The organism is Sphingomonas sp. YR710 (assembly GCF_900101455.1).
Classification (GTDB): domain Bacteria; phylum Pseudomonadota; class Alphaproteobacteria; order Sphingomonadales; family Sphingomonadaceae; genus Rhizorhabdus.
In genome coordinates, this window is sequence record NZ_FMZJ01000021.1 from 52,106 (window position 1) to 66,425 (window position 14,320).

13 protein-coding genes and 1 tRNA gene are annotated in these 14,320 nt (G+C 64.0%); 2 read left to right on the forward strand and 12 right to left on the reverse strand.

From position 1 onward, the window contains the following. Nucleotides 1–25: 25 nt before the first annotated feature. Both recN and BLS13_RS18710 read right to left on the reverse strand, forming a co-directional pair. On the reverse strand, nt 26–1,687 hold the full coding sequence (gene recN, locus BLS13_RS18705) for a DNA repair protein RecN (RefSeq protein ID WP_093454404.1): 1,662 nt from the start codon (nt 1,685–1,687) through the stop codon (nt 26–28). 49 nt (nt 1,688–1,736) lie between these two features. Continuing rightward, the gene (locus BLS13_RS18710) at nt 1,737–2,519 is read right to left on the reverse strand and encodes an outer membrane protein assembly factor BamD (RefSeq protein ID WP_093454405.1); all 783 of its coding nucleotides are present in this window, start codon (nt 2,517–2,519) and stop codon (nt 1,737–1,739) included. Nucleotides 2,520–2,565: 46 nt separating this feature from the next. Between BLS13_RS18710 and BLS13_RS18715 the strand changes: the two genes are divergently transcribed. Beyond that, nucleotides 2,566–3,795: a glycosyltransferase gene (locus BLS13_RS18715; protein ID WP_256325974.1), complete on the forward strand. Its 1,230-nt coding sequence runs from the start codon at nt 2,566–2,568 to the stop codon at nt 3,793–3,795. A 29-nt stretch (nt 3,796–3,824) separates the two neighbouring features. Here the strand turns inward: BLS13_RS18715 and BLS13_RS18720 are convergent, their stop codons facing one another. Genes BLS13_RS18720 through yajC form a run of 4 tightly spaced genes read right to left on the reverse strand, consistent with a single transcriptional unit; the run spans nt 3,825 to nt 7,120 of the window. Further along, nucleotides 3,825–4,196: an Mth938-like domain-containing protein gene (locus BLS13_RS18720; protein WP_093454407.1), complete on the reverse strand. Its 372-nt coding sequence runs from the start codon at nt 4,194–4,196 to the stop codon at nt 3,825–3,827. Between the two features lie 3 nt (nt 4,197–4,199). Further along, nucleotides 4,200–5,165 carry a protein translocase subunit SecF gene (gene secF / locus BLS13_RS18725; RefSeq protein ID WP_093454408.1) on the reverse strand — a complete coding sequence of 322 codons (966 nt, stop codon included), beginning with the start codon at nt 5,163–5,165 and terminating at the stop codon, nt 4,200–4,202. Nucleotides 5,166–5,178: 13 nt separating this feature from the next. Then, on the reverse strand, nt 5,179–6,771 hold the full coding sequence (gene secD, locus BLS13_RS18730) for a protein translocase subunit SecD (RefSeq protein WP_093454410.1): 1,593 nt from the start codon (nt 6,769–6,771) through the stop codon (nt 5,179–5,181). 7 nt (nt 6,772–6,778) lie between these two features. After that, nucleotides 6,779–7,120, reverse strand: coding sequence for a preprotein translocase subunit YajC (yajC, locus tag BLS13_RS18735; RefSeq protein ID WP_093454411.1), 342 nt, complete (start codon nt 7,118–7,120; stop codon nt 6,779–6,781). A 139-nt stretch (nt 7,121–7,259) separates the two neighbouring features. On the opposite strand from yajC, the gene BLS13_RS18740 reads away from it, so the two are divergent. Further along, a tRNA-Pro gene (locus BLS13_RS18740) sits at nt 7,260–7,336 on the forward strand. A gap of 684 nt (nt 7,337–8,020) precedes the next feature. Here BLS13_RS18740 and atzF read toward each other — a convergent pair. The 6 genes from atzF to BLS13_RS18775 form a co-directional block, all read right to left on the reverse strand. Next, entirely contained in the window at nt 8,021–9,802 is a 1,782-nt protein-coding gene (gene atzF / locus BLS13_RS18750) for an allophanate hydrolase (RefSeq protein WP_093454414.1), read from the reverse strand. 2 nt (nt 9,803–9,804) lie between these two features. Beyond that, the gene (gene hpxZ, locus BLS13_RS18755; protein WP_093454416.1) at nt 9,805–10,188 is read right to left on the reverse strand and encodes an oxalurate catabolism protein HpxZ; all 384 of its coding nucleotides are present in this window, start codon (nt 10,186–10,188) and stop codon (nt 9,805–9,807) included. Beyond that, nucleotides 10,185–11,588, reverse strand: coding sequence for an AtzE family amidohydrolase (locus BLS13_RS18760; RefSeq protein WP_256325975.1), 1,404 nt, complete (start codon nt 11,586–11,588; stop codon nt 10,185–10,187). The genes hpxZ and BLS13_RS18760 overlap by 4 nt, the downstream gene beginning before the upstream one ends. A 115-nt stretch (nt 11,589–11,703) precedes the next feature. Beyond that, a complete protein-coding gene (locus tag BLS13_RS18765) occupies nt 11,704–11,877 on the reverse strand; it encodes a DUF4089 domain-containing protein (protein ID WP_093454417.1) in 174 nt (57 codons plus the stop codon). After that, nucleotides 11,877–13,475, reverse strand: a complete 1,599-nt coding sequence (locus BLS13_RS18770; protein WP_093454419.1) for a regulator — start codon at nt 13,473–13,475, stop codon at nt 11,877–11,879. The genes BLS13_RS18765 and BLS13_RS18770 overlap by 1 nt, the downstream gene beginning before the upstream one ends. A gap of 16 nt (nt 13,476–13,491) precedes the next feature. Then, complete coding sequence (locus BLS13_RS18775; RefSeq protein WP_093454420.1) at nt 13,492–14,181, reverse strand: cysteine hydrolase family protein; 690 nt, start codon at nt 14,179–14,181, stop codon at nt 13,492–13,494. Nucleotides 14,182–14,320 lie beyond the last annotated feature (139 nt).

The window sequence follows — 14,320 nt, forward strand, 5'->3', positions numbered from 1 at the left end:
CCGACAACTTCCAAGCCCGCACGCTTCACGCCGTCTCCAGCAACCTTGCCGCCTGCGCGCGTGCCTCGGCCGTCACTTCAGCGCCCGATAGCATCCGGGCAATCTCCTCGCGGCGCTCGCCGGCGTCAAGCGGGCGGACGCCGGTACGGGTGACGAGGCCGTCATGGCTCTTGGCGATCAGCCAGTGATTGGTGCCACGTGCGGCGACCTGCGGGCTGTGCGTCACGACCAGCACCTGCGCCCGGGTGGACAGGCGTGCCAATCGTTCGCCGATCGCGCTGGCCACCGCGCCGCCCACGCCGCGATCGATTTCGTCGAAGACCATCGTCGCGGCGCCCCCCTCGTCCGCCAAAGCGACCTTGAGGGCGAGGATGAAGCGCGAAAGTTCGCCGCCGCTGGCGATTTTGATCAGCGGCGCGAACGGCGCACCCGGATTGGTGGAGATTTCGAATTCGACGCGATCACGACCACCCGCAGCCCATTGCGTTTCGGGTAGCGGATCGACGACGGTGCGGAAGCGCGCAGCGTCGAGCTTGAGCGGCGCCAGTTCTCCGGCCACGGCGGCATCGAGCCGCGCCGCCGCAGCCCGCCGCGCATCACTGAGCGCCTCGGCGAGATCGAGATAGGTTTGGCGTGTCGCGCGCGCGCCAACCTCAAGCCTGGCCATGCCGGCGTCACCGTCGACGATCAGCGCCAGCCGCGCTGCCAACTCGTCGCGCAGATCCGCCAACGCATCGGCATCTACCCGATGCTTGCGGGCAAGCGCACGCAGCTCGAATAGCCGGGTTTCGACCGACTCCAGCCGCGCCGGATCGAAACTCAACGCCTGAGCGGCGGCGGCGAGATGGTCCTCCGCTTCGGACGCTTCGATCACCGCGCGGTCGAGCGCGGCCAGCGCCTCGGTAAGTGAAGGGTGCTCGCCCGCGATTCGGTCGAGCCGCCGCGCCGCCTGCCGGAGCGCTGCCAGCCCGCCCTCCGATCCATCGAGATGCGCGGACACCGAGATCAGATCCTCGGCGAGCCGTGCACCCTTCTGCATGTCCGAACGTTCCGCGGCGAGCGTCGCCTCCTCGCCGGGCTCAGGCGCAAAGCCGGTCAGCTCGGCGACCGCATGATCGAGCCATTCGCGATCGCGCGCGGCGGTTGCAAGATCGGTACGGGCCCTTTCCAGCGCGGCCTCGGCCTCCCGCCACGCCCGCCAGGCATCGCCGACGGCACGCGCATCGAGGCGGCCAAATGCATCGAGCAACGCGCGATGGCCGCGCGGATTGAGCAGGCCGCGATCGTCATGCTGTCCGTGAATCTCGACCAGCATCGCACCAAGCTCGCGCAGCAGCCCGGCCGAAGCCGGCTGATCGTTGACGAACGCGCGGCTGCCGCCATCGGCCTTGACGATGCGGCGGATGATCAAAGGCTCGCCGGGTTCGATATCGAGCCCGTTTTCAGCCAGCAGGCCCGCCGCCCGGTGATCCATGAACAGTTCGAAGCTGGCGGTGACCACGGCCTGCGCCGCACCGTTGCGAACAAGGCCGCTATCGGCGCGCGCACCGAGCGCCAGTCCCAGTGCATCAAGCAGGATCGATTTTCCCGCGCCGGTTTCACCGGTCAGCGTGCCGAGGCCCGATCCGAATTCGAGGTCGAGCGCCTCGATCAGAACGACATCACGAATGGCGAGTGCGGTCAGCATCGCATGCTGTGTAGAGCAGGCTCTACGCCCACGCCAACCGCCGATTCTCTCAGGCTGTCGGGACCTTCTTGCGAATCAGGCCATAGGCATGCTCGTACCATTTGCTGCCCGGATAATTATGCCCCAGCACGGCCGCGGCCCGTTCGGCCTCGGCCGGCACGCCGAGCGCCAGATAACTTTCGGTCAGCCGCATCAGCGCCTCGGGCACATGGGTGGTGCCATCATATTTTTCGACCACGATGCGGAAGCGGATGACGGCGGCAAGCCAGTCGGCACGGCGCTGATAGAAACGGCCGATTTCCATTTCCTTGCCGGCCAGATGATCGAGAATCAGATCGACCTTCACCCGGGCGTCTGCCGCATAGCGCGATTCGGGATAACGGCGAATCAGCTCGTTCATCGAATCGAGCGCTTCCTGGGTGACCTTCTGGTCGCGCGTCACGTCCTGGATCTGCTCATAGTGAGAGATCGCGATCAGGTAGAGCGCATAAGGCGCGTCACGGTTGCCGGGATGGATCGAGATGAAGCGCTGCGCCGACTGGATCGAATCGGGATATTCGCGCGCGAGATAATAACTGAATGCGCTCATCAACTGCGCCCTGCGCGCCCACACCGAATAAGGGTGCTGCCGCTCGACTTCGTCGAACAGCGCCGCCGCCAGCTTATACTGGCGCTGGGCGAGCCGCTCCTTCGCCGCATTGTAGAGCGTGTCGACATCGCGGGCGACATATTTGGTGTCGGCCTTATTCTTCCCGGTGGCACAACCGGCCAGAGGAGCGATAAGGGCGGCAGCGATCATCAGCATGATCGGGCGGGTGACGTTGCGCAACATGGGGGCTTCTTAGCGAAGCCAAAGGGCAAGGCCAATGGGAGATCGCATGATGGGCGAAGAGAGCGAAACGAACCGTGCGAATGCAAAGCCGGACACGTTGCGCGTGCTGACGCTTTCGTCGCTCTATCCCGACCGAAGCCGCCCCACGTTCGGCGTGTTCGTCGAAAGGCAGACGCTGGGACTGGCCGCGCGGCCCGATGTCGAGGTCCGCGTCGCAGCGCCAATCGCGGTGCCACCGACGGCGTTGCTCAAGCTCCACCCGCATTACCGGGGTTTGAGCAGCCAGCCACGGGTCGAGCAATATAAGGGGCTGACCGTCTATCGCCACCCGTTCCGCACCTTGCCGTTCATTGGAAAACGCTGGAACCCGCTCTCAATCGCCTGGGCGCTTATCCCGCTGCTTGACGATGTCTATCGTGAATTTCCGTTCGATGTGATCGACGCCGAATTCTTCTACCCCGACGGACCAGCGGCGATGCGGATCGCCCGCCATTTCAACGTGCCCTTTTCGATCAAGGCACGCGGCGGCGACATTCATTTCTGGACCGACAATCCCGCCTGCAAACGCGCCATCCAGGCCGCGGGCAAGGCCGCCGACGGCCTGCTCGCGGTATCCGAAGAGATGCGCAACGACATGATCGCGCTCGGCATGCCCGCCGAACGGATCAAGGTACACCACACCGGCGTCGATCAGGAATCTTTCCACCCGATCGACCGCGCCGCTGCCAAGGCGGCCCTCGGCATCAGCGGGCCGCTGATCCTCACCGTCGGCTATCTGATCGCGCGCAAGGGCCAGACGCTGGTGATCGATGCGATGCTCGAGATTCCCGGCGCGACCCTGCTGATCGTCGGCCAGGGCCCGGACAAGGCGATGCTCGAGGAACAGATCCGCGCGCGGGGCCTGCAGGATCGCGTGCGGCTGATCGGCCCCAAGGCGCATGAGGATCTGCCGGCTTTGTTCGCCGCCGCCGACGTGATGGCGCTTCCCTCCGCCTCCGAAGGCCTCGCTAACGTGTGGGTTGAGGCTACAGCGTGCGGTACTCCGATCGTGATTGCCGATATCGGCGGTGCGCGCGAAGTGGTGGAGAGCCCATCAGCCGGCCGGATCGTCGAGCGCACACCGGCCGCGATCGCGGCGGCGATCAACGAATTGCTCGCCAATCCACCCGCGCAGGCGGAGGTGGCGAAAGCTGCGGCGAAGTTCACATGGGCGCGCAATACCGAGACGTTATACGCGCATCTCAGGGGCATCGTGGATGCGTTTCGGGCGACGTAAAAAAGCCCCTCTCTGCCAAGGGAGGGGAGTCAGAGCGGTAGCAGCGCCGCCACGATCTGCCGCCCCTCGCCGCGCAGGACGATCCACGCGCGGGCGGCCGCCCGACTGTCCATGACCTCGACACCGATACCCATCGCTTCGACGGCAGCGGTGAATGTCTGCGACGGGCGCCGCATCGCCCCCCCAGTCCCCAGCAACAGAAATTCGGGCGATCCGTCGAGCAACGCCGCGACATCTTCGACCCGAAGATCGTCGATCGCCGGCGCCGGCCAGTCCGACGCCTGCTCCGGCGTCAGCCACAAGCCGCCGTCATAAACGACACCATCCACCCGGAAGCCGCGTCCGGAAAAACCCTGGATGACTGGCCCGCCCTGCGGCTGCTCGCGATCGAACGTCACCATCGCCTATTTGCGCGGAGCCACGCGCTCCGCATCGGGCCGTCCGGTCTTCGGCTTGCTGTCGAATTTCTGCGGCTGCAACCCGAGGGTGATCAGCAGCGACGACGACACATAGACCGACGAATAGGTGCCCACCACGATACCAAGCATCATGGCCGCGGTGAAACCGCGCAACACATGCCCGCCGAACAGCAACAACGATGCCAGCGCGATCAGGATCGTCAAGGACGTCATCACGGTGCGCGGAAGGGTCTCGTTCACCGACAGATCGATCAGGCTGCGCATGTCCATCTGACGGAACTTGCGCATATTTTCCCGGATACGATCGTCGATCACCATCTTGTCGTTGATCGAGTAACCAATGATCGTGAGCACAGCCGCAACGATGTTGAGATCGAACTCCAGCCGGGTCAGCGCGAAGAAGCCGAGCGTCATCAGCACGTCATGGATGATCGCGACGAAGGTCGACACGCCAAACTGCCATTCGTAGCGCAGCCAGCTGAAGATCGCGATGCCGACGATCGCCAGCAGCACCGCGAGCAGGCCGTTGCGGATCAGCTCGCCCGAGACCTTGCCCGACACCGTATCGTAACGCGAGAAGGTCACGCCCGGATAGGTTGCCTTCAGCGAAGCGCTGACGGTGTTGACGACCTTGTTGGTGGCGCCTTCGTCGGTGCTCGCCGGGATCGGCAGCCGGATCGACACGGTGTTGGGATCGCCGAACTGCTGAAGCGATCCTTCGCCGACGCCGAGCCGATCGATCTGGCTGCGCACCTTGTCGAGCGGCGGGGGCGATGCGAATTTCGCCTCGATCATCAGCCCCCCGACGAAATCGACGCCGAGGTTGAGGCCGCGCGCGGCGACGAGACCGATCGCGGCGATCGTCAGCAAGGCGGTGATGGCGAACGCCATCACGCGAACGCGCACGAAACCGATATTGGTGTTGTCGGGAACGAGTTTCAGCAGGCGCATGGCCGTTGTCCGATCAAACGTTGAGGGCGCGGGGACGGGCGCGGCGCAGCCACAGCGCCACCATCATCCGCGTGAAGACGACCGAAGTGAATACCGACGTCGCAATACCGATCAGCAGCACGACCGCGAAACCCTTCACCTGGCCCGAGCCGAGCGCGAACATGATCAGCCCGGCGATCGAGTGGGTGACGTTCGCCTCGAAGATCGTGCGGCTCGCTTCCTTATAGCCATATTCGACGGCCTGGATCGGATTGCGCCCGCGATGGGATTCTTCCCGGATGCGTTCGTTGATCAGCACATTGGCGTCGACCGCGGTGCCGATCGTCAGCACGAAGCCGGCGATGCCGGGCAAGGTCAGTGTCGCGTTGAACAAGGCCATCACGCCGAGGATGATGAAGATGTTGATGATCACCGCAAGATCGGCATAGAAACCGAACCGCCCGTAGCTCACGAACATGAACACCACGACGGCGACAGCCGCGATCACCGAGGCCAGGGTGCCCGCCCGGATCGAATCGGCGCCGAGATCGGGGCCGACGGTCCGCTCCTCGATTACCTTGAGCGCCACCGGCAATTTGCCCGAACGCAGCGAGATCGCCAGTTCGTTGGCGCTTTCGACCGTGAAGTGGCCGGAAATACGCGCCTGCCCGCCGAGGATCGGTTCGTTGATGTTCGGCGCGCTGATCACCTTGTTGTCGAGGATCATCGCGAAAGGCTTGCCGACATTCTCCTGCGTCACCCGCGCGAACTTGCGGCCGCCCTGGCTGTCGAAGGTGATCGATACGACCGGGGCATTGTCCTGGCTGTCGAAGGTCTGCTTGGCATCGATCAGTTCGTCGCCGGTCAGGATCGCGCGGCGCTGGACCGCAATGAACGGCACGCCCGAAGGATTGTCGGGATAGGACAGCACCTGGCTGCCCACCGGCGCCCGGCCCTGCTTCACCTGCGCCGGATCGGCCGTCAGGTCGACCAGCTTGAATTCGAGCTTCGCGGTCTTGCCGAGCAGCGCCTTGAGCGCCGACGGGTCCTGCAGGCCCGGCACCTGAACGACGATCCGATCAGCGCCCTGGCGGATGATCGTCGGCTCCTTGGTGCCCATTTCGTCGATGCGCTTGCGGACGACTTCGGTGGCGACCTGCATCGCGCTATCGGTGGCCGCGGCCAGGCCGGCGCTGGTCGGTGTCAGGACGATCCGCGTCGAATCAACGACGGCGACGTTCCAGTCACGCTGGCCGGTCATGCCACTGGGGCTGGTCAGGGTCCGCGCACGCTCCAGCGCGGCATCGACCTGCGCGCTGTTGCGCACGAAAAAGGACAGGCGGCCGTCGGTCGTCGAGATGTCACCGATGTCGATCTTCGGATCGCCGCGGCGCATCTCGGTGCGCACCTGGTCTTCCATCTTGGCGAGATTCTGCTTGGCCAGATCGGCGGTATCGGCCTCCAGCATCAGATGGCTGCCGCCGGACAGATCGAGGCCGAGATTGACGCGCGGCAAGCCATATTGCGCCGTCAGCGCCTCCGGAACGAAGGTGGGGATCGACAGCAATACGCCGATCAGCATCAATCCGATGATGCCGATGATCTTCCAGCGTGGGAAATCGAGCATCGATCGATCAATCGTTGGCAGGCTTGCCCGTGCCCGCGACCCGGACATCGGAGATGGTCGACTTAACCGCCTTCACGCGGACGTTGGCTGCGATCTCAACCTCAAGGTCGTGTTCGTCGACCCGGGTTACCTTGCCGATCAGGCCACCGCCGGTGACGACGGTATCGCCCTTCTTGATCGCATCGATCGCCGCACGATGCTGCTTGAGCTTGGTTTGCTGAGGGCGAATCAGCAGGAAATAAAAGATGACGAAAATGAACAGCAGGGGCGCGAACTGGACGAACATAGCCATCGTGCCACCGCCGGACGCGGCACCTGCGGCCTGAGCATAAGCGGGTGATGCGAACATAGATTTGGGCTTCCCGGTATAAGGCTGGACACGGAAGATCCGGCCCGAGGTCGGCGCGCCGCCTATCACGGTAATGCACGATCATGCAACCGGGCGCTTGCCAACCGCTGCAGACCTGCCTAAAGCGCGCAGCCTTGGTCGGGGCGTGGCGCAGCCTGGTAGCGCATTAGACTGGGGGTCTAAGGGTCGCAGGTTCGAATCCTGTCGCCCCGACCAGTAACCGGATCTTCCGGTATCCCCCAAAATATGGCTGTCGGCTGAATTAGCCCGCGAATACGTCCTGCTACGAGCGGCGGAACGCTCCTGATCAGTGCGAACGATGCCGAATGGCCGCCGAACGCGGCCCCTGCCAGGGCGAACGCGCACGATGCGTCGGCGGCCGCATGCGGCGAAAACCCTTCGCCCGCCTTTTCTTCAGCTTGCGGCGCCAATCGCGAAACTTTTCCACCGCGATCCAGATCGTCGCTGCGGATAGTGCAAGAAGAACGATTGGCCATTCAATCTGATACTTGCCCAAGGAAGCACCTCTCCAGCGAACAAAAATCACGCTCGCCAAACAACCATAGTCCGCACCAACGACTGGCCATCGAATCCTGATGACGCATTAACTATGCCATAACGTGCCCGTTCGGCAAACGAACGAAATTGATCGTCGGCAAAGTCATCCGCGTAATTCAATGTCGATTATGGGGAGCCCACATCGTTACGGAGATGCGCGAACGGCAACCGCCCGGACGGTGAGCCCGCCAGGCGGATAACTGGCGGGCTCGGTTTGAAGCAGATGCGTTGGGGTGTGCGTCTGGCTTCACCCGAGAAATGATAAAAGTACCTCGAACATTCAATATCCGTAGCTTTGCGGATTAAGCATCTTCCGTTGCAAATCCTGCATGCAGACGACGCTCAGGCCAGCGATGCCATATAACCGCGCCAACCGCCAAAGCGGGTGATGTCCGTTGTGCCATCCAGCGCCGATGACTCGCACAGGAATCCCGACACCTCCCCCCCGCCTTCAAGCCGAATCTTGCCAATGCCGAGCGGCGCGGGAATCGCAGCGACGAAACGCCCGAACACGGCCGGGTCAAGCGACCATATCTCGATTTCGATCCCAATGCCGTCGAGCCCCGGTGCATGGACCAGGCCGGGTTTGGCCGGCTTGGTCGGAAGCAGGAACAGACGATAATCGCCCGTGGTCTTCGTCCGCGCGACCAAAGTCGCGCCCTGGCTGAGCAATTCGTCATTGAGCACCATGCCGGACAAATGCGCACCGACGACCGCGAGTTCGAGGCGCTCGCCCGCCTCGGTAGGCAGGGAAAGCTGCGCCAAGGCCGCACCGCGATCACGACCCGCGCCGCAAGCTGCCAGGCGATGAAGCTTGTCCGCCAGCGGCAGCAGGCCATCGTCCTGAAACGACCGCGCGGCGAGCGTCACACCTGCCGGCAAACCATCGGCGCGGAAGCCGGCGGGGACCGCGATCCCCGACAATCCCATCAGGTTGAAGAAATTGGTGTAGGTTCCGAGCCGGCTGTTGAGCGTGATCGGATCGGCGAGCATTTCATCGACACGATAGGTGGTAGGTGCGGTCGGCAACAACATGACGTCGACCTTCGCCCACTCGGCCTCGGCGCGGCGTTTGAGCGCTTCGAGTTCGTAGAGCCCGCGAAACGCATCGGCCGCGCTTCGATCGACGCCGCTGAACGTAATCATGCGGACGCTGGGATCGAGCGCCGCTTCCGCTATGCGGAAGCTTTCGAAAGCGGCCTGCCGTTCGGCCACCCAGGGCCCATTGTACAGCAGCACCGCCGTCTCGCGGAACGGTGTGAAATCGATCTCGACGAGAGTCTCATCGAGCCGCGCAATCGCTTCGTCATAGAGGCGCGCGGTTTCGGTGTCGCCGAAAAATTCGCGATCGCCTGCCTTGAGAATGCCGACGCGCAGCCCCCTCGACGGCAAGGGGACGGGAGCTGTGCGCCGCGAATAGATATCGGCGGGGTCATAGCCTTCGGCGACCCGCCGCACTTCTGCGCCGTCGCTCACCGACAGCGCGAAGACGGTCACGCAATCGAGACTGCGGCAGGCCGGAACGACGCCTCTGGTGCTCAGCAGGCCGGGTGTCGGCTTGATACCGACAAGGTTGTTGAACGCCGCGGGCACCCGCCCCGATCCCGCCGTGTCGGTGCCGAGCGAGAAGCTGGCAAGCCCCGACGCCACGGCCACCGCCGAGCCCGAGCTCGAACCGCCCGAAATGTAGTCCGCATTGAATACCGAGCGCGGCGCGCCATAAGGCGAACGCGTGCCGTTCAGGCCGGTCGCGAGCTGATCGAGATTGGTCTTGCCGACGACGATGGCACCCGCCGCCCGCAATTTCGCGACCACCGTCGAATCCTGGGCCACATCATGGGCGAAGGCCGGGCAGGCCGCCGTTGTGGGGAGGCCTGCCACATCGATATTGTCCTTCACCGCGAACGGGATACCCCACAAAGGCAGTGAGTTGGGCTCCGGCGCGCGTGCCATCAGGGCATCGGCTTCCGCGGCAAGCGCCACCGCGGACATACGCGTGATGAACGCCGCCGGGTCGCCGGCGTCGATCCGGGCGTAAAGCTCTGCGAGCAGCGCCGCGGGATTATAGCCCCCCGATGCGTAGAGCGCGCGAACCGTAGCCAGATCGAGAATCGCCGGAAGCATCGTCAATGGCCCTCACCAAGCATGGAAATATGCGCGCTGACGATCCGCCAGCCTTCGGCAAAGCGGACCCAGGTCTGGCTCTGCCGGCCGGGACCGGCGGCACCCACGCGCTGAAATTCGGTGTTGGCCGTCGCGAAATCGCTGCCGAAGGTGGTGATGATCGTGTTCGACAAAGCGCGCTTGGGCGATCCGCCGACGCGCGCGGTGCGAAAGGCCTGTATCGCCTCGATCCCGTACAAATTCTGCCCCGGCCCAAAACGGACGGTGAGTTTCGAATTCCAGAACAACGCGTCGAGCGCCGCCAGATCATTGTCCATCAGCGCGCGTTCATAAGCGCCGAAGGCCGCCGTGACCGCGCCCAACACGTCGGGTTCATTGATATTCATGGTTCGATTACCTGTGTCCTGGTGATGCCGGCGCGTTCGAGCGCCGCGGCTGCCTGCAATGCCAGATCCTCGCGCCAGGGGGGAGCGACGATCTGCACCCCAATCGGCAGACCGCCCTGGCGGACGGGCACCGCGACGATCGGCAAGCCGACAAAACTGAGCGGCTGGGTGAGCAGACCGATATTGGCGCGGGTCGGCACATCTTGACCGTTCACGCGGATGGTAGGCTGACCGAGCAAAGGCGCCGCGCAGGGTGTCGCCGGCGCGAGCAGCAAATCGTGGTGGCGAAACGCTTCGATCAGCTGGGCATGAAATCGGCTTCGGAAACGCTGCGCCTGCAGCACGGCATGAGCCGGCAGCAAAGCCCCCGCGAGCAGACGATCCCGTGTGGCGGGATCGAAATCGCCGGCACGGTCGCGCAGCGATTCGATATGCAGATTGCCGCCGGATGCCGATGTCATCACAAAGGCCGCCGCGCGCGCCTTGGCCGCGTCGGGCAGAATGACGGTGTCACGCGCGCCAAGGGCATCGGCCACCGCCGCGACCGCCGATATCCCCTGCGCATCAGCCAGATCGCGGAACCATCCGCCGAGCACGCCGACATTGGTGCCACAGGGCAATGTATCGAGACGATGCCGCACCGTCTCGGCATCCCGCCGTGCACAGGCGGCGTCGCCGGCGTCATAGCCTTGCACGACATCATAGATCAGCGCGACATCGGCAACGCTGCGCGCAAAAGGCCCCAGGTGATCGAGCTCGTGGACGAACGGGAATGTGCCGGTGCGTGGCAGGCGGCCATAGGTCGGCTTGAGGCCGAAAATGCCACAGAAAGACGATGGCACACGGATCGAACCATTAGTGTCCGTGCCGAGGGCAAAGTCGCACAGTCCGGCGGCGACCGATGCCGCCGATCCCCCAGACGATCCGCCGGCACTTCGACCCAGATCGATCGGATTGTGGGTGGCACCGTAATGCGCATTCTCGGTGGTGAAGCCATAGGCATATTCATCCATATTCTGCGTGCCGACCAACACCGCACCGGCGGCGGTAAGGCGCTGCAACAATATTGCGTCTTCGCCCGCCGGAGCACGTGAGCAGTTGATGATCGAGCCGGCGGTCGTGATCCGCCCGGCCACATCATAATTGTCCTTCACGCCGAACGGCACGCCGGCCAGCGGCCCCGGATCGCGCCCGGCGGCGACCATCGCGTCGACGGCATGGGCCTCCCATCGCGCGCGATCGGCCATGATCTCGGTGAAACAGTTGAGCCGGGGATTGAGCCGCTCGATGCGGGTCAGGCGACTTTCAATGACGGCGACCGCCGACAAACGGCCCTCGCGCACCGATTGGCCGATCATCGCGGCGCCCATGAGATCGATCGGGCGATCAAGAAGGGTCATATGTGGGGCTCCGTCGATCGCCAATGGGGGTGCAGAATTAACAGGTCCGAGCGGATTTTACCGCTCGGCGCCGGAATTCCGATCCTCCCCCGCCAGGGGGAGGATCGGACACTCCTCATGGACGGAATACTGGCGCAGGCTCGATTTCGGGTTCAATGGGCGGTGACATCAGCAGCGCCGCCTGCACCATCAATATATCCAGATTGCGGACGACGCCGGGGAGAAAGGCGGGGTCGATCTCCAACCCCGCCATCCGTGCCTGCCGCATCACATCATCATTATCGATCATCAGGCCGCCTGTGCCACCAGTTCGACATCGTCCACCGCGCTTTCGGATACCGCGATCTTCTTGAGCGAGCAGACATAGAGGAAGATGGCGACCACGAGATACGCCGCTGCAACGCCCGGCGTCTTGTTGATGCCGATCGCTTCGGCATGGATCAGGCCGAAGAAGGTGAGGGCCGCACCCGCCGCCGCGAAACACGCCGCCTTCGCCAATTTGCCATCGATGATCAGCACGGTGATCGAGCCCAGGATGATGCCGCACAAAGTGGCGCCGCTGCCCAGGATCTGCAGGCCGTGATAGAGCACACCATTGTTGGCGAGCGCATCAAGCCCGACCTTGCCCGCGTCGGTTCCGGCAGCCCCCAGCGCATTGTTGATCTGGGTAACGCCCCAGGACGCGATCGTCGGAACGATCGCCAAAACAACCGCCGGGGCATGCTTGTGCGGGCTTTCCTGGAAGGCCTGCGCACCGATCAGCATGCCGATGTAAAGCAGGATCGGCAGCAGCGCGACGGCCGGGATGATAGCCATCATCAGGCCGATGACACCGAACCAGGTCAGGAACAGCATCAGCCCGCCGGTCGCCGCCGAATAGCCGGTGCGACCGCCCATCGCCTTCCAGCCGGGATGGCCGATATAGACGGCGTTGATGAACGGATTGCCCATCAGGCAGCCGATCAGGCTGATGATGCCATCTGCCGTCAGCACCCGCGTCGTCGGAAAATGATCGCCCGCCGCCTCGGCGCTCTCGACATTGTCCATCGCCTCGACGAGATCATAGATGCCGAACGGGATCGCGGTGACCAGAATCACGCCGATATATTTGAACCCGCTGAACACTTCCGCAAAGGCCGGCAAAGGCACGTGAAAGCCGAAGTCGGCAAGCGCGCCGCTCACCTTGTCCGGGCCGATCCCGCCCAGTTCGAAGCCGAGAAGCTGGCCGCCCCACGCGATCGCCGATCCGACGATGATCGCCATCAGGCCGCCCGGAATGCCGGCGGGATAGCGATGGCCGCCCAGCCAGCTCGCCAGAATCACGGCGAGGCAGGTGACACCGATGATCGGGGTCATGAACACCTGCGCGCCAGGGCTCAGCGAGATGAAGGTCAGCGAGATGCCGGCCAGCGAACCCAGCAGGGCGGCGCGCGGCGTGATCCTGCGGATGACCGGGGCGATGAAGCCACCGACCATCAGGACGAAGCTCTGGATGAACACCCAGGTCAGCCCCGCGCTCCACGCCTCGACCGGGTTGCTGGTCTTGAGCAGGATCGGCAGCATCACCACGAATACGACGACGAACATGTGCGGCACCGAGATGCCGGAGGGCAACGCGCAGACATCGGTACGGCCGGTCTTGATCGCCAGCTTGCGCGCCAGATACGCGTAATACACCGTGCTCAGGAACAGCATGAGCCCGACCGCGGGCAAGATCCGGCCGAAGATGATCGGATCGGGAAGCTTAAGCACGAAACGCAACAAACCCGTCAGCACCAGCACATTTACCAATATGTTGGTGCCGAAGCCGAAAAACGCGTTCCAGTCGCCTGGTGTCCACCAGGGCAGTTTCGCCGGTGCTGGCCCGGCTTTCGCAGTGACGCTCATGATGCTAGCCCCCTCTTCAACTGATCGCTTCCGGTTCCGCCGGTGCGGCGAGCGCGGCGATGACGCCCGGTGAATCGCCAACCCATCCAAAGATGCCACCCTGTGCGGCAATCATGCGCAGGGCGGTTTCGTGAAATTCGCTGAAATAGGATCCAGTGCAGTCCGACAGGACAAGGCATTCCATGCCGCGATCATTGGCTTCGCGCACCGTGGTATGGACGCACACCTCGGTGGTGACGCCGCAGACGATGAGCTGGGTGAGCCCATGCTGGTCCACCAGATCCTGCAACTCGGTGGCGTAGAAGGCACCCTTCCCCGGCTTGTCGATCACCGGCTCGCCGGCAATCGGATAGAGATCGGGGATGATATCGTGCCCCGGCTCGCCGATGATCAGGATGCGCCCCATCGGCCCCTCGTCGCCGATCGTGGTGCTGCCCTTGCCGCGCACGCGCTTGGCTTCGTGCAGATCGCTGAGATCGGGCTTGTGGCCCTCGCGCGTGTGCATGACGAGCATGCCGGCGGCACGCGCGGCGGCCAGCAGGGCTTTCAGCGGCGCTATCGTCCGCTCCAGTTGCGTGACATCGTTGCCCAGCATCGCGCCGAACCCGCCGGGCTCGATGAAATCACGCTGCATGTCGATGATCAGCAAAGCAGCCTTGCCGGGCTGCAATTCGAAATCATAAGGCTTGGCGGAAATGGTCACCATGCTGGCGCTCCCTGTCGCTGCAGAAGCCGCCGGGGCGCCCCGCAGGACCGCCCCGGCGATCCCCTCCTCCTAGAAGCCGAAACCCATGCCCACGCCGAACACGACCTGATCGCGTTTGCTGGCGCCGCTGTTGAGGATC